Genomic DNA, 19,591 nt, shown 5'->3' with positions numbered 1-19,591 from the left:
CCTCCGGCAAGGACGGCGGGCCGGCGGACCACTATCGCTGCCAAAAACCCACCTCCTTGTCTCAGCCGCAATGGAGGAGCTAAGGTCCCAGGGAATTTTGCCGGGGGGCAACTGGTTGTCGCAAATCGTTCAATACCAGGTCTTTGTCGATGACCACTTTCATTACCGGGATGAGAGCGAACGCTACCTGGACGCAACATTTCCGACTTACGATGAGGCCGTGGAGCGATGTCGAGCCATAGTCGACGCTGATCTCGAACACGCACTCAAGCCGGGCATGACCGCCGAGAAGCTGTTCGAGCTATACAGCCTGTTTGGCCCGGATCCGTTCGTCTTGGCAGAACCTCGGCAGAAGATCGATCCACCGTTCTCCGCCTGGGAGTATGCGCAGGCGCGAAGCAAAGTCTTGGCGAGCGCCTCAGCCGCCCCGCTGGGCTAGTCCGCCAGCTAGGCTCGGGAGTCGACTGCGCGTGAGGTCCGCCTGTCGCCTAGACTCCGATCCCAACCCTCCATGCCGCATTGCACAATCCGCCGGCTTCGACATATTGGAGCCATGGTCCGCTCCTCACTCGCCGTTCTGGTGATCGACGAAAACCGCATCCGTGCCTCGATCATCGAGGCCGGTTTGCGTGAGGCAGGGCATGAGCGGGTCACCGTCATCCATGATGTGTCGGGCATTGCGCGGCGCATCGCCGAGATCGAGCCCGACGTCATCGTCATCGATCTGGAAAATCCCAACCGTGACATGCTGGAAAACATGTTCCAGCTGTCGCGTGCGGTAAAACGGCCGATCGCCATGTTCGTCGACCGCTCCGACCAGGCTTCTATTGAGGCGGCGGTCGATGCCGGCGTGTCCGCCTATGTCGTCGACGGCCTGCGGCAGGAGCGCGTCAAGCCGATCCTCGACATGGCGGTCAGCCGCTTCAACGCTTTTTCACGCATGGCGCGCGAACTGGAAGAGGTTCGCGGCGAGCTCGAGAGCCGCAAGGTCATCGACCGCGCCAAGGGCATTCTGATGAAGTCGCGCGGCCTCTCCGAGGAGGCCGCCTACACGCTGCTGCGCAAGACGGCGATGAACCAGAACCGCAAGATCAGCGACATCGCCCAGAGCCTGGTGACCGCCGCCGGGCTGCTCGGGCCGTCGGAGGACGAATGAGCGCGACACATCAGATCACCGCCGGTTTCATGCCGCTCTTCGACAGCGCCGTGCTGGTCGCGGCGAGCGAACTGGGGTTTGCCGCGCGCGAAGGCGTTGATCTCACGCTGCACCGCGAGACCTCATGGGCCAACATTCGTGACCGCATCGCCATCGGCCACTTCCATCTCGCCCATATGCTGGGGCCGATGCCGCTCGCCTGCAATCTCGGGCTGACGCCGCTCGCTTCCGAGACCATCGTGCCGTTCTCGCTGGGGTTGGGCGGCAATTGCGTCACCATCTCCAACGCCGTCTGGGAAGGCATGGCGGCGCATGGTGCCGTGGCCGATCTCCAGCCTGCGCGGGCCGGCGCAGCCCTCGGTGCACTCATCCGCGAGCGCGCCGCCGCCGGCCGCGAGCCGCTGCGCTTCGCCGTCGTGCACCCGCATTCCGGGCACAATTACGAACTGCGCTACTGGCTTGCTGCCTGCGGCATCGATCCCGCGCACGAGATCGAGATCGTCATCGTGCCGCCGCCCTTCATGGCTGACGCACTGGCCGCTGGCCGCATCGATGGCTATTGCGTCGGTGAGCCCTGGAACAGCGCTGCGGTCGCCGCCGGCACCGGCCACATCGTCACCGTCAAGGCGCTGCTGTGGAAGAACAGCCCGGAAAAGGTGATCGGCGTGCGCAAGGCGTGGGCCGACGAAAACCCGGAGGCGCTGGCGGCATTGCTGCGCGCGCTGCATCATTCCGCCCGCTGGTGCCAGGATCCGGTCAACCATGGCGAACTGGCCGCGGTGATGGCGCAGCCTGGCTTCCTCGGCCTGCCGCCAGCCGTGCAGATGCCGATCCTGACCGGGCACCTCAGGCTGGGCGAGGGCGCGGAACTTGATATCGCCGACTTCTTCCTGCCCTTCGACAAGGCGGCGAACTTTCCCTGGAAGAGCCATGCGCTATGGTTCTACACGCAGATGGTGCGCTGGGGGCATGTCGCGCACACGCCGGAAAACCTCGCCATTGCCCGCGACTGCTACCGTCCCGACCTCTACCGCTCGGCGCTGAAGCCGCTTGGCGTCGCGCTGCCCGGCGCCAATGCCAAGGTCGAGGGCGCGCTGAAGGCCGCGACCCCGGTCGGTTCGGCAGGGGCAAGCCTCGTGCTCGGTCCCGACGGCTTCTTCGACGGCCAGATCTTCGATCCCGATGAGATCGACGCCTACATTACCGGCCAGAAATTGACCCGCGCTGAGGCCTGATCATTTCCGCGCCATTCTTGTGCATTGCACAAAAATTGTGCGTGCAACTGCGCTAATGAACAATCTTTGGCTCGCTCGCCCAGCGAGCCGGCGCACCGACGATTGTATCATATCATTGATTTAATTGATATTTATCATCCGTCCCGAAACTGGCACGGTTCCTGCTTTGCAATAGGCAGGCCCTTCTCGGGGTCACGCAACAGGCGTCCAATGGCGGGCGCTACAGGCAAAGCTGCCGCTCAGGTCAACACGCGATCCCGGATGGACGGACGCGCGCGGCCTGGCCGGCGGCTTTTTTGTTTTGATCGAAACGCAATCGATGGCGCGGACCCAAGCTGCGCCCAACCGGAGACGACGATGACGAAACGCATCAAGACTGAAGCCCCTCTCGAGGGCATGACTCGCCGCAACTTCCTGATGGCAAGTGCTGCCACCGCGGCAACCCTGGCGGCCGCGCGTGCGCTGCTGCCGTCTGGAGCCTATGCGGCGACCGCCGCTCCGGAAGTCACCGGCGCCAAGCTCGGCTTCATCGCGCTGACCGATGCGGCACCGCTGATGATCGCCAAGGAGAAAGGGTTTTTCGAGAAATTCGGCATGCCCGATGTCGAGGTGCTCAAGCAGGCCTCCTGGGGCGCGACGCGCGACAATCTGATGCTCGGCGGCGAGGCCAACGGCATTGACGGCGCCCATATACTAACGCCGCTGCCTTACCTCATGCACACCGGCAAGGTGACGCAGAACAAGCAGCCGATGCCGATGGCGATCGTGGCGCGGCTCAATTACGACTGCCAGGGCATTTCGGTCGCGCAGGAATATGCCGCCACCGGCGTCGGCCTCGACGCCTCCAAGCTGAAGGATGCCTTCGCCGCCAAGAAGGCCGAGGGCAAGGAGGTCAAGGCCGCCATGACCTTCCCGGGCGGCACGCATGACCTGTGGCTGCGCTACTGGCTGGCCGCCGGCGGCATCGATCCCGACAAGGACGTCTCGACCATCGTTGTGCCGCCGCCGCAGATGGTCGCCAACATGAAGGTCGGCAACATGGACGTCTTCTGCGTCGGCGAGCCGTGGAACGAACAGCTTGTCCACCAGGGCGTCGGCTTCACCGCCGCCACGACTGGTGAGCTTTGGAAGGGTCATCCCGAAAAGGCGCTCGGCCTGCGCGCCGAATTCATCGACAAGAACCCGAACGCCACCAAGGCGATCGTGATGGCCGTCATGGCGGCCCAGCAATGGTGCGAGGCCAAGGAAAACAAGGACGAGATGGCCGCCATCATCGGCAAGCGGCAGTGGATGAACGTGCCTGTCGCCGACATCATCGGCCGCCTCAAGGGCGACATCAACTACGGCAATGGCCGTGTCGCCGCCGGCACCGATCTTTACATGAAGTTCTGGAACGGCGGCGTGTCCTATCCCTTCAAGAGCCACGATACGTGGTTCCTCGCCGAAAACATCCGCTGGGGCAAATTCGCGCCGACCACCGACATCAAGGCGCTGGTCGACCAGGTCAACCGCGAGGATATCTGGCGCGAGGCGGCCAGGGACCTCGGCGTCGCGGCAACCGACATACCGGCCTCGTCGTCGCGCGGTGTCGAGACCTTCTTCGACGGCAAGACTTTCGATCCGGCCAACCCGTCGGCCTATCTCGACAGCCTGAAGATCAAGGCATCGGCCTAGGCCGGCGCAAACGGCGCGAAAGCGCCGTTTGTCGCGCGCAACCGCGCTTGCGCGGTTGTCGCCCAGCGCGATCAAAGCGCAAACGGCGCAAAGCGCCGTTTGTCGCCCAACGACCCAGGAGCCTTTCGAAAACATGTCCATCCAAACCATCGAGGACACCAAGGTGAAGACGTTCCCCGCGCCGGCAAAGCCCGCCGAGGTGATCACCTTCACCGCCAAGGCGAGACGCCGCTTCGACCTGGCGGCGATCGCCGGCAGACTGGCGAGCGCGCTGGTGCCACCGGTCATCGTCATCGCCCTGATGCTGGTCGTCTGGCAGATTGCCTGTTCGTCGCCCACCGCAAGCCTGCCGCCGCCGAGCCAGGTTTGGAACGAGGCCTACGATCTGATCGCGCATCCGTTCTTCAACAACGGTCCGCAGGATATCGGGCTGGCTTGGCGGGTGCTGATCTCGCTGCAGCGCGTCGCCATCGGCTTTGGCCTGGCGGCCATCGTCGGCGTTGCGCTCGGCGCGCTGGTCGGCCAGTCGATCTGGGCGATGCGTGGCCTCGATCCGGTGTTCCAGATCCTGCGCACCGTGCCGCCGCTGGCCTGGCTGCCGCTGTCGCTGGCGGCGTTCCGCGATTCCAGCCCGTCGGCGATCTTCGTTATCTTCATCACCTCGATCTGGCCGATCATCATCAACACTGCCGTCGGCGTGCGCAACATCCCCGAGGACTACCGTAACGTCTCGCGCATCCTGAGGCTCAACCAGCTCGAATTCTTCGTGAAGATCATGGTGCCGGCGGCGGCCCCTTACATCTTCACCGGCTTGCGCATCGGCATCGGCCTGTCCTGGCTCGCCATCGTCGCCGCTGAAATGCTGACCGGCGGCGTCGGCATCGGCTTCTTCATCTGGGACGCCTGGAACTCGTCGCGGCTGCCCGACATCATCGTCGCGCTCGCCTATATCGGCGTCACCGGCTTTTGCCTCGACCGCCTGGTCGCAGGCGTCGGCGCCTTCGTCACCCGCGGCACAACGGCAAAGTGAGGAGAGGGGCGATGACGGCCTATCTGAGACTCGACCATATCGACAAATCCTTTGCCCGTGGCGGCCAGGTCAGCGAGGTGCTGAAAGACATCAGGCTGGCCATCAACAAGGGCGAATTCGTCTCCATCATCGGCCATTCCGGCTGCGGCAAGTCGACCTTGCTCAATTTGATCGCCGGGTTGACCAAGGTCTCCGCTGGCGCCGTGCTGCTCGAAGACAAGGAAGTGGACAGCCCGGGACCAGAACGCGCCGTGGTGTTCCAGAACCACAGCCTTTTGCCGTGGCTCACCGTCTACGAAAACATCAATCTGGCGGTGTCCAAGGTCTTTGGCCGCAGCAAGAGCCGGGCCGAGCGGCATGAATGGATCATGCGCAATCTCGACCTCGTGCAGATGGCGCATGCCAAGGACAAGCGCCCGGCGGAGATATCAGGCGGCATGAAGCAGCGCGTCGGCATTGCCCGGGCGCTGGCCATGGAGCCGAAGATCCTGCTGCTCGACGAACCCTTCGGCGCGCTCGACGCACTGACCCGCGCCCATCTGCAGGACGCGGTGATGGACATCCATTCCAGGCTCGGATCGACGACGATCATGATCACCCACGATGTCGACGAGGCGGTGCTCCTATCCGACCGCATCGTCATGATGACCAACGGTCCGGCGGCGACCATCGGCGAGGTGCTTGCTGTGCCGCTGGCCCGGCCGCGCCGGCGTGTCGAGCTCTCGTCCGACCGCACCTTTCTGCGGTGCCGCGAGGCGGTGCTGAAGTTCCTCTACGAACGCCACCGCTTCGTCGAAGCCGCGGAGTAAGGCCATGACCGAAAAGCGTGCCATCATCGGCAATTGTGATCTGCATCAGCAATGGGCAGTCTACCGCATTGCACAAATATTATGCTGCTGTGCAAGGCATTCTGACTAATCTTTGATCCGCTGCCGGGCGCGGTCAAAAGTTGTTCGGCTGCGATTCGCATTGATTTCATTCGATAATCCAGAGTGAAATCGAACTGGCACGCTTCCTGCTTTTCGGAATACAGGTCCGCAAGGGCCACGTGACACGGCGTCCAATGACGGGCGCCACAGGCAAAGCTGCCGCTCAGGTCAATACGCGATCCCGGATGGACGGGCGCGGGGAGATCTGGCCGGCGGCTTTTTTTGTTTTGACGCAATCGACGGCGCTGATCCCAGGCGGCGCCCAACCGGAGACGACGATGACGAAACGGATCGGAACTGGCGCGTCCCTCGCGGATTTCACGCGCCGTGATTTTCTGGCCAGCAGCGCGCTGACGGCGGCGCTGTTCACCGCGGCACTCCTTTTGTTTCCCGTCGGCGCCAAGACCGAAAGCAAGGACCTGACCGTGGCCGGCCCGGTCTCGTTGCACGCACCGATGCCGCGCCGCTGATCATTCACCCACAAACACCCGCGGTGCCTCCCACGCCGCAAACCGGAGCCAGACATTGACCGCAAATCTCCCAGCCGCGCCCAGCCAGGACAGTGCTCCCCGGCAGGCGCTTGTGATGTCCACCATCGCCTTCACCGTCTGCTTCGCGGTGTGGACGATCTTTTCAATCATCGGCGTGCGCATAAAGCAGGAGCTTGGGCTGAACGAGACGCAGTTCGGCCTGCTGGTCGGCACGCCGATCCTCACCGGTTCGCTCGTGCGCATGGTGCTTGGCGTCTGGACCGACCGCTTTGGTGGGCGACTGGTCTACACCGCGACCATGCTTGCGGCGGCGGTCGCGACCTTCCTGCTGGCTTTTGCGCACACCTACGGACAGATGCTGGTCGCCGCGCTCGGCGTCGGGCTTGCCGGTGGTTCCTTCGCCGTCGGCGTCGCCTATGTCTCGCGCTTCTTCCCCGCCGGCAAGCAGGGCACGGCGCTTGGCATTTTCGGTGTCGGCAATGTCGGCGCCGCGGTCACCAAGTTCCTGGCACCGTTCGTGCTTCTCTCCTGGGGCTGGCAGTCGGTCGCGCTGATCTGGGCGGCAGCGCTCGTCGTCATGGCCGCCATCTTCTGGTTCACGACCGGCGACGATCCGGTCATCCGCGAGCGCCGCGCCGGCAAGGCAGCGCCCGCGAGAAGCTTCTTGCAGGAATTCGCGCCCCTCAAGAACCTGCAGGTCTGGCGCTTCGCCTTCTATTATTTCTTCGCCTTCGGTGCATTCGTGGCGCTGTCGCTGTGGCTGCCGCGCTACCTGATCGGCGTCTACGGCTTCGGGCTCGCGACCGCCGGCATGATCGGCGCGGCCTATTCAATTCCCGCGAGCATCTTTCGCGCCTATGGCGGCGTGCTTTCCGACCGGATCGGCGCCCGCACCGTGCTCTACTCGACCTTCTCTGTCAGTGCCGTTGCGACTCTCGTTCTGTCTCTCCCCTCGGCAGACTACGTCGTGCGCGGCATTAGCGGGCCGATCGCCTTCCATTTCGAGATCGGCCCGCTCGCCTTCATCGCCGTCGCCTGTGTGCTTGGCTTCTTCATGAGCCTTGGCAAGGCCGCCGTCTACAAGTACATCCCGGCCTACTACCCGCTGAGTGTCGGCGCGGTCGGCGGCGTGGTCGGCATGATTGGCGGGCTCGGCGGCTTCATCCTGCCGATCGCCTTCGGCGCCCTCAACGACCTCACCGGCGTCTGGTCGAGCTGCTTCATGCTGCTCTTCGTCATTGTCGTCACCTGCTTTGCCTGGATGCATTTTTCCATCCGGCGGATGGAGCGCACGGCGTCTGCCGAAACCTCAGGCCTTTCCTACGCGGCTGAGTGAGACCGGAGTGAATCAAGACATGACCGAGAAACTCGTCATCATCGGCAACGGCATGGCCCCCGGGCGCATGCTGGAGCATCTCCTGGAAAAGGCGCCTGGGCGCTACCAGGTCACCATCTTCAACGCCGAGCCGCGCGTGAACTACGACCGCATCATGCTGTCGCCGGTTCTGTCGGGCGAAAAGGCCTATGAAGAGATCATCATCCATGGCGACGGCTGGTACATCAAGCACGACATCACCCTCTACAAGGGCCACAAGATCGTCGCCATCGACCGGCAGGCAAAGACCGTCACCTCCGATCATGGCGTGACCGAGCCCTACGACAAGCTGGTCATCGCCACCGGCTCGGTGCCGTTCATCATCCCGGTGCCGGGCCACAATCTGCCCGGCGTGCTGACCTATCGCGATCTGGACGACGTCCGCGCAATGATGCTTGCTGCCCAGTCCAGGGCCAAGGCGGTGGTCATCGGCGGCGGCCTGCTCGGACTGGAGGCCGCGGCTGGCCTCAACGCGCAAGGCATGGACGTGACCGTGCTGCATGTCATGCCGACGCTGATGGAGCGCCAGCTCGATCCCGCCGCCGGCTACCTCCTGCAGCGCGCCGTTGAAGAACGCGGCATCAAGGTCATCACCAAGGCCAACACCCAGGCGATCACGGGCAACGGCAAGGTCGAGCAGGTGGAACTTGCCGACGGAACCATCATCCCGGCGACGCTGGTGGTCATGGCGGTCGGCATCCGGCCGAACGCCGCAATCGCCAAGGAGGCCGGCATTGCTGTCAATCGCGGCATCGTTGTCGATGCCGGCATGCGCAGCAACGATCCTGATATCTTCGCGCTCGGCGAATGCGCCGAGGTCAACGGTATGGTCTACGGCCTTGTCGCGCCGCTCTATGAGATGGCGCGCGTCACTGCCAGCCAACTGGCCGGCGACGAGGCTGCCGCCTTCGTCCATTCCGACACGCCGACCAAGCTCAAGGTCACCGGCATCGAGCTGTTCTCGCTCGGCGATTTCGCCGATGGCGACGACCGCCAGGAAATCGTGCTGCGCGACGCTTCGGCCGGTGTCTACAAGCGGTTGGTGCTGAAGGACGACCGCATCATCGGCACCGTGCTCTACGGCGAGACGGCCGACGGCGCCTGGTTCAACGACCTCAAGAAAAAGCAGACCGACATATCGGAGATGCGCGACACGCTTATCTTCGGCCAGTCATACCAGGGGGGTGCCCCCCTGGACCCTATGGCGGCCGTTGCAGCCTTGCCGGATGATGCGGAAATCTGCGGCTGTAACGGCGTTTGCAAGGGAAAGATCACTGGCACGATTACCGGGAAGGGCCTGACGTCGCTGGACGATGTGCGCGCCCACACCAAGGCGTCCGCCTCCTGCGGCTCCTGCACAGGGCTGGTCGAGAAGCTGATGGTGCTGACCCTCGGCGACACGTACAACCCCGCCGCCGTGCAACCGATGTGCTCTTGCACCACGCTCGGCCATGACGAGGTGCGCCGGCTGATCAAGGCGAAGCACCTGAAGACCATTCCCGCCGTCATGCAGGAGCTGGAATGGAAGACCTCCTGCGGCTGCGCCAAATGCCGGCCGGCGCTCAACTACTACCTCGTCTGCGACTGGCCGAACGACTACGCCGACGACTACCAGTCGCGTTTCATCAACGAGCGCGTCCACGCCAACATCCAGAAGGACGGCACCTATTCGGTGGTGCCCAGGATGTGGGGCGGGGTGACCAATGCCGCGGAACTGCGAGCCATCGCCGATGTCGTCGACAAGTTCGAAATCCCGATGGTCAAGGTCACCGGGGGACAGCGCATCGACATGTTGGGCATCCGCAAGGAAGACCTGCCGGCGGTGTGGGCCGATCTCGGCCAGGCCGGCTTCGTCTCCGGTCATGCCTACGCCAAGGGCCTGCGCACGGTGAAGACCTGCGTCGGCTCGGACTGGTGCCGCTTCGGTACGCAGGATTCGACCGGCTTTGGCGTCCGCATCGAGAAATTCATGTGGGGCTCGTGGACGCCGGCCAAGGTCAAGATGGCGGTGTCGGGCTGCCCGCGAAACTGCGCCGAGGCGACCTGCAAGGATGTCGGCGTCATCTGCGTCGACAGTGGTTACGAGATCCACTTCGCCGGTGCCGCCGGCCTCGACATCAAGGGCACCGAGGTGCTCGGACTGGTGAAGACCGAAGACGAGGCGCTGGAACATATCGTGGCGCTGACGCAGATGTACCGCGAGCAGGGCCGCTATCTCGAGCGCATCTACAAATGGGCCAAGCGCATCGGCATCCCCGAGATCAAGCGCCAGATCATGGACGATGCCGACAAGCGCAAGGCCTACTACGAGCGCTTCGTCTTCAGCCAGAAATTCGCCCAGGTCGATCCGTGGTCGGAACGCGTTTCCGGCAAGGACAAGCACGAATTCCGGCCGATGGCTTCGGTCGGTTTTGCGCAGGCGGCGGAGTAGTCGCGTGTTCCCGAAAAGTGGAAACCGGTTTTCGGCCAAGAACACGCGCAAAGAAGGATGGAGCACATGAACTGGATCGCCATCGGCTCCATCTCGGACATTCCGCGCCGCGGCGCCCGTTGCGTCGCCACGCCCGAAGGAAAAATCGCCGTCTTCCGTACGCAGGACGATCAGGTCTATGCCATTGACGACCATTGCCCACACAGAGGCGGGCCGCTCAGCCAGGGCATCGTCCACGGCACGGCGGTGACCTGTCCCTTGCACAATTGGGTCATCTCACTGGAAACGGGCAAGGCGCTCGGCGCCGACGAGGGCGCGGTGCGCACCATTCCGGTCAGGATCGAAGGCGAGCATCTGTTCATTGCGCTGGAAGCGCTGGCCAGCCGCGCGGCCTGAACTCATGGAAATCGACGCAGCACGCGAGGTGAGGACCACTTGCCCCTATTGCGGGGTGGGCTGCGGCGTGCTGGCGAAGGTCGCCGCGGACGGGCAGGTGTCCGTCCGCGGCGATCCTGACCATCCGGCCAATTTCGGCCGGCTCTGCTCCAAGGGGTCCGCACTTGCCGAGACCATCGACCTCGACGGCCGGCTACTCTATCCCGAAATCCGTGGACGCCGCGCCGGCTGGGACGAGGCGCTCGACCGCGTCGCCTCGACCTTCTCGCAAACCATCGCCGAGCACGGTCCGGATGCGGTCGCCTTCTATGTTTCGGGACAGCTGCTGACCGAGGATTATTACGTCGCCAACAAGCTGATGAAGGGTTTTATCGGCTCGGGCAACATCGACACCAATTCGCGGCTCTGCATGGCCTCTTCGGTTGCCGGCCACCGCCGCGCCTTCGGCTCCGACACCGTGCCGGGAAATTACGAGGATCTGGAGCTTGCTGACCTGATCGTACTGGTCGGCTCCAATCTCGCCTGGTGCCATCCCGTGCTCTACCAGCGCATCGCAGCAGCGCGGGAAAAGCGGCCTGAGATGAAGATCGTGCTGGTCGATCCGCGGCGCACCATGACCGCCGATATCGCCGACATGCATCTGGCGATCGCGCCGGATGGCGACGTCGCTTTGTTCACCGGCCTGCTCGCCTGGCTCGGCCAGCACAACGCGCTCGACCGCGCCTATTTCACGGAGCACACGACCGGCTTCGGGCAAGCGCTTTTTGCCGCATCCGTGCTCGATCTTGCCGGAATCGCCGCCGCCACGGGCCTGAGCGAGGAGGAACTCACCCGCTTCTACAGCCTGTTTGCCGCCACCGCGAAAACCGCCACCGTCTATAGCCAGGGCGTAAACCAATCGTCGTCGGGCACCGACAAGGTCAACGCCATCATCAACTGCCATCTCGCCACCGGGCGCATCGGCAAGCCCGGGGCAGGGCCGTTTTCGGTGACCGGCCAGCCCAATGCCATGGGCGGCCGCGAAGTCGGCGGCATGGCCAATATGCTGGCCGCGCATATGGAGATCGAAAACCCCGACCATCGCGAGCGCGTGCAGCGCTTCTGGAACGCGCCTGCGGTCGCGCAAAAGCCCGGCCTGAAGGCGGTCGACATGTTCCAAGCGGTGGCCGACGGGCGCATCAAGGCGCTGTGGATCATGGCCACCAACCCGGTCGATTCGATGCCGGACGCCGACGCCGTCGAAGCGGCAATCAAGGCCTGCCCCTTCGTCGTGGTGTCGGACGTGCTGGCAAACACCGACACCGTTCGTCATGCCCATATCAGGCTGCCCGCCGCAGCCTGGGGCGAGAAGGATGGCACGGTCACCAATTCCGAGCGCCGCATCTCGCGCCAGCGCGCGTTCCTCGACCTTCCCGGCGAGGCGCGGCCCGACTGGCAGATCATCGCCGAGGTCGGCAAGCGGATGGGCTTTGCCGAGGCGTTTGCGCATGAGACGCCGGCGGAGATTTTTACCGAACACGCCGCGCTGTCGGGTTTCGAGAATGACGGCGCGCGGGATTTCGATATTGGTGCTTATGCCGGTGTCGATAGGGAGGCCTATGCAGCGCTTGAGCCGTTCCAGTGGCCAGCGCCGAGCCAAGGCACCCCCTCCAGCACCCGCTTCTTCGCCAACGGCAATTTTTACACCTCCGACCGCAAGGCGCGTTTCATCGCCGTCCGCCCGACAGTGGAAACCCGCACGGACGAAAAATTCCCGCTGATCCTCAACACCGGCCGGGTCCGCGACCACTGGCACACAATGACGCGCACCGGCAAAAGCCCGCGGCTGTCCCAGCACATCGCCGAGCCCTTCGTCGAAATCCACCCGGTGGACGCGCAGCACTACGGCATCGGCGATGCCGACATCGTGCGCGTCTCCAGCCCGCGCGGCGAGGTGCTGGTCCGCGCGCTGGTCACGTCCCGCCAGCGCCAGGGCAGCCTTTTCGCGCCGATGCACTGGACCGACCAGTTTGCGGCCAAAGGCCGGCTCGACACGTTGACCGCGCCGCTGACCGATCCGATTTCCGGCCAGCCGGCGCTCAAACACGTGGCGGCCGGAGTCGAGAAGTTCGCTGCCAAGGCTTTCGGCTTCGCGGTGATGCAACGACTGCCGGTGGCGGTTGCCGCAAGCTACTGGGCCGTGGCCAAATGCCGGGGCGGCTGGCGCGTCGAGCTGGCCTTTGCCGATGACGACATCGATTGGGCGGCGTTCGCCGGCTCGTTGTTCGGCACGGCGTCGGGTGCCGATATCCTCGCCTATCACGACCGCGACGCCGGCCAGCACCGCATCGCCGCCTTCGACGGCGAACGCCTGTCGGGCGCCTTGTTCGTCGCACCCGGCCCGGTCGCCGTGTCGCGTGGTTGGGCGGCGGAACAGCTTGAGGCGGTCCATGCCGGCCAGCGCGAGCGCTTCCGCATCGTCGCCGGCCGCGCCGGCACCGAGCGGCCGGATGCCGGCGCCATCGTCTGCTCCTGCTTCAGCGTCGGCGCCAACCAGATCGCGGCGGCGGTAAGGACGGGCTGTGCGACCGTCGAGGCCATCGGGAGTGCCCTGAAGGCCGGCACCAATTGCGGCTCCTGCCGCGCCGAAATCCGCGGGATCATCCAGGCCAACCGGGTGCAGGCGGCGGAGTGAGGGCGCAGAGTCCGGGCTGCTAGAGCATGATCCCGAAAACCAGCGACCATCCTACTGCGATCGCCCAGGCCGCCAAACTGTCGAACCCTCGCCCAGCGACCAATTGGCGCTTCGCCGCGCCTCTAATTCGCGGCCTAGCTCAATGATCCCAACCATCGCGCGCGTAAATTCAACCATACTGTTTGCCGTGACAGCTGCCTTGTCGGGACTTTGTCCAATCTGTTCGGCGGCTCCGCAGCATGACAGGCGGATGAGATCGTAGTGCGGATCTCTCTCGTCGTCTGGCAACGCCGCTATTTTCAGGGCGCGACGGTGAATCATCCGCAGCACCTGTGCCAATGTTGTTCCGACACTCATGCGTTTTGCTCCGCATCGGTCGAACGTCCAGGCATTGATAGGCGCTGGAACGTCGATCGGAGGTTGTTTCTCGTCCCCGATGCGGAAAGGCTGCTCCCTACCAGTTAACATATCGTTGATTGCTAATATATGTGCATCACACCAGCTTGGCTTGCCGCAGCGGCGGCGGCGGGCTGCGCGACCGTCAAGGCCATTGGCGAGGCGCTGAAGGCCGGCACCAATTGCGGCTCCTGCCGAGCCGAAATCCGCGGGATCATTCAGGCTAACCGGGAGGAGGCGGCGGAGTAAGTTCCAGAAAAAGAACCCCGGCACCGGGCCGGGGTTAAGATCTGGCTATCCCGGCAGATCAGAACGGCATTCGGCCGCTCGACTGTTCAAAGCCAGACAGCGAACCGTCACTTTTTGCTCGGATCGTCCGCCGGGTTGACGTAGGTGATGGCGAAGGGTCCTTCGCCGTGAACCTGGACGATCGTATCGCTCGTCGTCCACGCGTAGTGGTTCATACCCTGGGGGGCAACGCCGAAGCCGCCGGCAGTCAGTTCGATGCCTTTCGCCTCGTCGAGCTTGTCGCCCATGCCGATATGAAAGTTGCCGGAAATCACCGTCACATATTCCGACGTCGGGTGATTGTGCGCGGGAATCTTGTAGCCTGCGGGCAGCTTCAGCCGCAGCACATAGATGCCGTCCTTCGAAGGATCTCCGGCGATAACAGCCATGTCGGCGCCGGCGGGAAGGACAGCAGGAGCGGGGCCCCATTTGATGTTGTCGGCGTTCATCGGCATGTCGTCGGCAAACAGGGGCGCCGTGCCGAGAAGCAGCAGCGCCAGCGTCGAGGCAAATCTAAGCATGAAAATCTCTCCATATTCCATTAGGCGTGGCACCAAGCATCAAGGCTGAGCCACGAACCGCCGGGGCCTACCAAGGCGGATGCCTGAACACATCCCCCGCGCGGGGGACGTGGTGGCGCCGAGTGCTTCCAACGGAGTGGGGAAGGCGGGGATTAGCGCGGAACGCAAATTAGTGCTGTGCTAAGACCGCGCAGAACCTTTGGAGTGCTGCACCGATGAAGCGGACTATGATAATCTTCAGCGCGGCATTCTTGTGCGGATGCGGACCCATGTGGAACGCCCATATGCGACCACCAGAAGGTTATCGAGACGCGTATTTTATCAAGGGCGAAGGACCTGTGCTTTTCGTCAGGGACTACGGCAGAAATAACTGCATCGGTGAAGTCACTGATACGGCAGCCACGACGATAGAATTTGCGGTCAAGTGCTCGAATGCATTGACAGGCACCGTCTTGCTGAAGCGCATCTCTGGGGGGCGGCGTTTGGAAGGAACGATGAAGCTGAGCAACGGCGAATCCCAGAACATATCGATGTAAGCGGATCGTGCTTCACCGAGCGGGCCGCCTCCCTAGTTGATCGCTTCGGGCGGCGCTCTATTTTTGCCAGCCGGCCAGCTCTGGTAGATCATCAAGCCAGCTTTTCTCCGTCATCAAGGCATCACCGGCCTGCGGCTCGCTGGCGTTGTGAATGAGCCAGTCCATCCACTTCCGATAGGCAATCGGGTCCAGTTGGGGCGGCAGCACCTTGGCCTTGGCGAGCATGCGTTTGCGGAAACTGACTTGCCGGCGCAGTTTGGTCGTCGTGAACTTGATTGCCTTGCCCTGGTATTCAACCGTCCAGCGCCCATCCCCGTGGCTGGTGAGCCTGTCGATAGCGAAACCGGCATCGACCGGCCTGTCCCGCCAGGGAAGCTCGATGGCATTCTTCCTCAGATCGAGTGCCCATCGCCTGTAGTCCGCACCGGTACGCTGGGGCGGGAGCACGCCAGCCTGTTCGAGCATTTTCCGACGGAAAGTCGGCTGCTTCTTGAGCTGGCCGGTCGTCAGTTCGATGCGATGCCCGCGGAATTCGACGTGCCAGCGGATCCTGCCATTGCCGAAATACTTCACCAGCCTGTCGACGACGAACTCGTAATCGGCGAGCATCACGCATCCTTGCCTGATGCTGTCGAGAATGTACTGGCTATCGGTGGGCATGAAACGGCCTCGTGCTGGAATCTGTCACGAGCTTAGCACGCACCAGCGGCCACCGATCTTTTTCGCTCTGGGGGAGCGCGCCGACGCAAGAAACGAAACGGGGTCAAGATTCCCCATTAAATCATTGTTTTTCTGATATAAATTTTGGCTGGGGAACCTGGATTCGAACCAGGACTAACGGAGTCAGAGTCCGTGGGTCTACCGTTAACCTATTCCCCAGCAGGCGCTGTCGCGCTGGTGGGCCGCCGAAGCAGCTGCGCGTGCCTTGTAGCCGCCGCCGGAAAATAGTCAAGCCTGACCTGTGTTTCAATCTCTGTGTTTTGTCGGGGCAATCGCGCCAGGCGCCGCCGGCGTCAGACGCGATCCTCAACTCTCCGCCCGCCCAAATTGCGAGCGTTCGAAGAACAGCACGATGCCCAGCGCGATCAGCAGCGGGATGATCAGGTAGAACAGCCGGAACACCAGCAATGCCGCCAGCACGCCGACCGGATCCATATGAGACAGGCCTGCCAGGAAGACGACCTCGAACACGCCAAGCCCGCCCGGCGCATGCGAGATCTGCGCGATAGAGAACGACACCAGGAAGACGCCGAGCACGACGAAATAGCCGGGATTGCCTGATGGCAGGGCAAAGAAGATGATCGCCGCTGCGGCCAAAAGCTCGATCGGGCCGATCAGCAATTGCCGCGCTACGATCGGCAGCGCCGGGTAGTGCAGCTGAAAACGGCCGATCGTCAGCGGCTTGAGATGCAGCCAGCTGCCGAAGATATAGGCGCCGACCAGGATCAGCATGGCGAGGCCGGCGGCGATCGCCAGCCCATGGTGTGGGGCGCCGGAAAAGCGGTCGATGATCTCAGGCTCCAGCACCAGTACGATGCCGGAGACGAAGATCGTCGACAGCATGAAGGTGATCCAGCAGATCGCCACCAGAATGCCGACATCCTGTCCCGTCAGGCCCCTGGTGCCGTAAGCGCGGTAGCGGATCACCGCGCCTGAAAACACCGAGCCGCCGATATTGTGCGACAGCGCATAGGTGGTGAACGAACAGAAGGTGACGAACAGCCACGAGACCTTTTTGCCGAGGTGCAGAAGCGCGATGTGGTCGTAGCCGGCGAGCGAGGCATAGGCGACCACCGAACTCAAGGCTGCCAGCACCCAGCCACGGGTGGGGATGGCGACGATGCCGGCCCAGACATCGTCGAGCGAGATGCCGCGCAATTCGTGCCAGAGCAGCAGCAGCGAAAAAATCACCGCCGCAATGCCGATGGCCGGCCAGAGATAGCGCCTCCAATTCATGGCCCTCATGGCAGTGTCGTCATGCGTTGCAGCTCGGTTTCGGGTCGGGGCGCAAAGACGTGATCAGTTATTCACCCCTTCACTTGAGAAATGCCTTATTGAAGCCGGCTATTCAACCGGCAACACCTTGCTGCTGCCTGACGCCGGCAAAATTCGCCCCTTGCACTCTTGGTGATCCGGCCCGGCGCTGTTACTCTGGCGGCAACTTAAAACACATGAAAGCGCCTGCTGCGTCCGCCCCCCGGTTCGCGCGGTGCCGGAAGGAACTGAAGTGGAAGACCACGACACCGGCGTTGGCGCGCCGGAAGTGGGCGTGTCCAGGGCTTCGCCGCCGTCAGGCCAGGTAAGCCCATCCGCCGGGCGGCATCACGACCGCCGGGCGGGTCCCCAGTCCGGAGACGGGCAGGCAGGAGACGCCCAACATCAGAAGGGCAAGGCGAGAAAGCGGCGCAAGCGCCGGCGCGGGCGCAAGGTTTTTGCGCGCGACGAGAATCAACCCGCAGGCTTCTCGGCGCCAGCCGCTATTATCGTTCCAGCCATCCAGACGCCCGTGGCGGCCCCATTGCCTGCAACCCCGCCGGCAAGGCAGGAGCAGCGCGACTACCGGCCGCCGATGCAGGAACTGCCGGTGTTTGCCGCGCTCGATCTCGGCACCAACAATTGCCGGCTGCTGGTCGCGGTGCCGACGCGCCATGGCCAGTTCCGCGTCATTGACGCCTTCTCGCGCATCGTCAGGCTGGGCGAGGGGCTCACCGCCAATGGCCGGCTCGGCCAGCCGGCGATGGATCGTGCCGTCGAGGCGCTGAAAATCTGCGGCGACAAATTGCGCAACCGCAAGATCAGGAAGGCCAGGCTGATCGCCACCGAGGCCTGCCGCACCGCCGAAAACGGCGTCGAGTTCCTCGACCGCGTCGAACGCGAGGCCGGGCTGAAGCTTGAGATCATTGATCGCCAGACCGAGGCGCGGCTGGCGGTGTCGGGCTGCGGCTCGCTGGTCGAACGCGACACGCAAGGCGTCGTGCTGTTCGACATTGGCGGCGGCTCGTCGGAAATCGCGCTGATCGATCTCACCGGCCATCGCTCACCGCGGCTTGCCAACCACATCGTGTCGTGGACGTCGCTGCCGGTCGGCGTCGTCTCGCTGGCCGAACGTTTTGGCGGCCGCACAGTAACGCGCGAGATCTTTGCCGCCATGGTCGAGGATGTCGCGGTGCGCCTGCGCGCCTTCGACGGCCGCGATCGGCTGGCGCACGTTCTGTCCAGCCCGAAATTCCATCTGCTCGGCACGTCCGGAACGGTGACGACGCTGGCCGGCGTTCACCTTGACCTCGAACGCTACGATCGTCGCCGCGTCGACGGCCTGTGGATGGACCGTGACAGCGTCGACCGCATGGTCGAAAAACTGGTCGGCTGGGATTTCCAGCAGCGCGTCGCCAACCCGTGCATCGGCGCCGACCGCGCCGATCTGGTGCTGGCCGGCTGCGCCATACTGGAAGCGATCCGCGCGGTGTGGCCGTCCGAGCGGCTGCGTGTCGCTGACCGAGGCTTGCGCGAAGGCATATTGAGCGAATTGATGGCCGACGACGGTGTCTGGCGCAACAGCGGGCGGGGCAGAGCATGATCCCGAAAAGTGAGAAGCGGTTTTCCCGGACAAACGGTTTCGTTTGTCCAGAGATCATGCTCAAAAAAGAAATCAACCAATGACCAAGAAACCGGAAAAACCAGGCTCTGCAAGCATCCGCGTGCTGAAAACGCGGATCAAGAAGAAGAGCGGCCTGAAGGAATCGTCGCGCCGCTGGCTGCAGCGCCACATCAACGATCCCTACGTGCAGCGCTCCAAGGCCGACGGATACCGCTCGCGCGCGGCCTACAAGCTGATCGAGATCGACGACAAGCACCATCTCTTGAAGCCCGGCATGAAGGTCATCGACCTCGGTGCCGCTCCCGGCGGCTGGTGCCAGGTGGCTGCCGCGCGGACAAAATCGACGGCGGAGAACCCGCATGTCGTCGGCATCGACTATCTCGAAATGGCTGCGGTGCCCGGCGCGCCCGTGCTGTTGATGGATTTTCTCGACCCTGAGGCGCCGCAAAAGCTTGCCGAGACGCTGGGCGGCCCACCCGACATCGTGCTCTCCGACATGGCGGCCCCGACCACCGGCCACAAAAGGACCGACCACATCCGCACCATGTATCTGTGCGAAGTGGCCGCCGATTTCGCGCTGGCCGTGCTGAAGCCGGGCGGCCATTTCCTCGCCAAGACCTTTCAGGGCGGCGCCGAAAACGAGCTGCTTTCCCTGCTCAAGCAGAATTTCCGCTCGGTCCATCACGTCAAACCGCCAGCGTCGCGGGATGAGTCGGTGGAGCTGTATTTGTTGGCGAAAGATTTTAAGGGGCGAGAAGCTGGTGCGCCGCCAGGCGGATCGGAACGTCCAGTGGACGTTTCGAAAGCTTCGAGCGCCCGGAGCGATAGCGAAGGGCTGGGAGAGCTCGAAGCCTAAGCCAG

At 63.6% G+C, this 19,591-nt stretch carries 17 protein-coding genes, 1 tRNA gene and 2 pseudogenes; 15 read left to right on the top strand and 5 right to left on the bottom strand.

All coding sequences use genetic code 11. The features are described from left to right. The first annotated feature begins 115 nt into the window (after positions 1–115). The 11 genes from AC1DXU_RS16405 to AC1DXU_RS16355 all read left to right on the top strand — a co-directional run bounded on the left by AC1DXU_RS16405 (position 116) and on the right by AC1DXU_RS16355 (position 13,391). Entirely contained in the window at positions 116–439 is a 324-nt protein-coding gene (locus AC1DXU_RS16405; RefSeq protein ID WP_477370191.1) for a hypothetical protein, read from the top strand. 114 nt (positions 440–553) lie between these two features. Next, positions 554–1,156 carry an ANTAR domain-containing response regulator gene (locus tag AC1DXU_RS16400; protein ID WP_477320208.1) on the top strand — a complete coding sequence of 201 codons (603 nt, stop codon included), beginning with the start codon at positions 554–556 and terminating at the stop codon, positions 1,154–1,156. Then, positions 1,153–2,391 (top strand): CmpA/NrtA family ABC transporter substrate-binding protein, encoded by a 1,239-nt coding sequence (locus AC1DXU_RS16395; protein ID WP_477370188.1) that lies wholly within the window; start codon positions 1,153–1,155, stop codon positions 2,389–2,391. Before AC1DXU_RS16400 ends, AC1DXU_RS16395 begins: the two co-directional genes overlap by 4 nt. Positions 2,392–2,748: 357 nt before the next feature. Further along, positions 2,749–4,065, top strand: coding sequence for a CmpA/NrtA family ABC transporter substrate-binding protein (locus AC1DXU_RS16390; RefSeq protein ID WP_477370185.1), 1,317 nt, complete (start codon positions 2,749–2,751; stop codon positions 4,063–4,065). A gap of 133 nt (positions 4,066–4,198) precedes the next feature. Next, positions 4,199–5,095, top strand: coding sequence for a nitrate ABC transporter permease (gene ntrB, locus AC1DXU_RS16385; protein ID WP_477370182.1), 897 nt, complete (start codon positions 4,199–4,201; stop codon positions 5,093–5,095). 11 nt (positions 5,096–5,106) lie between these two features. Then, positions 5,107–5,904 carry an ABC transporter ATP-binding protein gene (locus AC1DXU_RS16380; RefSeq protein ID WP_477370179.1) on the top strand — a complete coding sequence of 266 codons (798 nt, stop codon included), beginning with the start codon at positions 5,107–5,109 and terminating at the stop codon, positions 5,902–5,904. A 254-nt stretch (positions 5,905–6,158) separates the two neighbouring features. Beyond that, on the top strand, positions 6,159–6,494 hold the full coding sequence (locus AC1DXU_RS16375; protein WP_477370176.1) for a hypothetical protein: 336 nt from the start codon (positions 6,159–6,161) through the stop codon (positions 6,492–6,494). Positions 6,495–6,609: 115 nt separating this feature from the next. After that, on the top strand, positions 6,610–7,851 hold the full coding sequence (locus AC1DXU_RS16370) for an MFS transporter (protein WP_477370390.1): 1,242 nt from the start codon (positions 6,610–6,612) through the stop codon (positions 7,849–7,851). Between the two features lie 19 nt (positions 7,852–7,870). After that, positions 7,871–10,321: a nitrite reductase large subunit NirB gene (nirB, locus tag AC1DXU_RS16365; RefSeq protein ID WP_477370173.1), complete on the top strand. Its 2,451-nt coding sequence runs from the start codon at positions 7,871–7,873 to the stop codon at positions 10,319–10,321. Between the two features lie 66 nt (positions 10,322–10,387). After that, complete coding sequence (gene nirD, locus AC1DXU_RS16360) at positions 10,388–10,717, top strand: nitrite reductase small subunit NirD (protein ID WP_477370170.1); 330 nt, start codon at positions 10,388–10,390, stop codon at positions 10,715–10,717. Between the two features lie 4 nt (positions 10,718–10,721). Then, positions 10,722–13,391 carry a nitrate reductase gene (locus AC1DXU_RS16355; RefSeq protein WP_477370167.1) on the top strand — a complete coding sequence of 890 codons (2,670 nt, stop codon included), beginning with the start codon at positions 10,722–10,724 and terminating at the stop codon, positions 13,389–13,391. Between the two features lie 51 nt (positions 13,392–13,442). On the opposite strand, the gene AC1DXU_RS16350 is transcribed toward AC1DXU_RS16355, so the two are convergent. Further along, positions 13,443–13,748, bottom strand: a complete 306-nt coding sequence (locus AC1DXU_RS16350; protein WP_477370164.1) for a hypothetical protein — start codon at positions 13,746–13,748, stop codon at positions 13,443–13,445. Positions 13,749–13,898: 150 nt separating this feature from the next. Here AC1DXU_RS16350 and AC1DXU_RS16345 point away from each other — a divergent pair. Further along, positions 13,899–14,036 (top strand): annotated as a pseudogene (locus AC1DXU_RS16345) ((2Fe-2S)-binding protein); the annotation flags it as partial. Positions 14,037–14,143: 107 nt separating this feature from the next. Here the strand turns inward: AC1DXU_RS16345 and AC1DXU_RS16340 are convergent. Further along, on the bottom strand, positions 14,144–14,596 hold the full coding sequence (locus tag AC1DXU_RS16340; protein ID WP_477370161.1) for a cupin domain-containing protein: 453 nt from the start codon (positions 14,594–14,596) through the stop codon (positions 14,144–14,146). A 269-nt stretch (positions 14,597–14,865) separates the two neighbouring features. Here AC1DXU_RS16340 and AC1DXU_RS16335 point away from each other — a divergent pair, with 269 nt between their 5' ends. Then, complete coding sequence (locus AC1DXU_RS16335; RefSeq protein WP_477370158.1) at positions 14,866–15,132, top strand: hypothetical protein; 267 nt, start codon at positions 14,866–14,868, stop codon at positions 15,130–15,132. A gap of 32 nt (positions 15,133–15,164) precedes the next feature. On the opposite strand, the pseudogene AC1DXU_RS16330 reads toward AC1DXU_RS16335, so the two are convergent. The 3 genes and pseudogenes from AC1DXU_RS16330 to AC1DXU_RS16320 form a co-directional block, all read right to left on the bottom strand. After that, positions 15,165–15,792: pseudogene (locus AC1DXU_RS16330) on the bottom strand (hypothetical protein). 145 nt (positions 15,793–15,937) lie between these two features. After that, positions 15,938–16,011 (bottom strand) — tRNA-Gln (locus tag AC1DXU_RS16325). Positions 16,012–16,158: 147 nt separating this feature from the next. Beyond that, positions 16,159–17,088, bottom strand: coding sequence for a lysylphosphatidylglycerol synthase domain-containing protein (locus tag AC1DXU_RS16320; protein ID WP_477370387.1), 930 nt, complete (start codon positions 17,086–17,088; stop codon positions 16,159–16,161). Between the two features lie 271 nt (positions 17,089–17,359). Between AC1DXU_RS16320 and AC1DXU_RS16315 the strand changes: the two genes are divergently transcribed. Then, complete coding sequence (locus AC1DXU_RS16315; protein ID WP_477370155.1) at positions 17,360–18,709, top strand: Ppx/GppA phosphatase family protein; 1,350 nt, start codon at positions 17,360–17,362, stop codon at positions 18,707–18,709. A gap of 79 nt (positions 18,710–18,788) precedes the next feature. Beyond that, entirely contained in the window at positions 18,789–19,586 is a 798-nt protein-coding gene (locus AC1DXU_RS16310; RefSeq protein ID WP_477370152.1) for an RlmE family RNA methyltransferase, read from the top strand. The last annotated feature ends 5 nt before the right edge of the window (positions 19,587–19,591 follow it).

It is taken from the genome of Mesorhizobium sp. P3_A10, assembly GCF_056403175.1.
The sequence above is the reverse complement of the archived record's forward strand: the minus strand, read 5'-3'. Positions and strand labels throughout refer to the sequence as shown.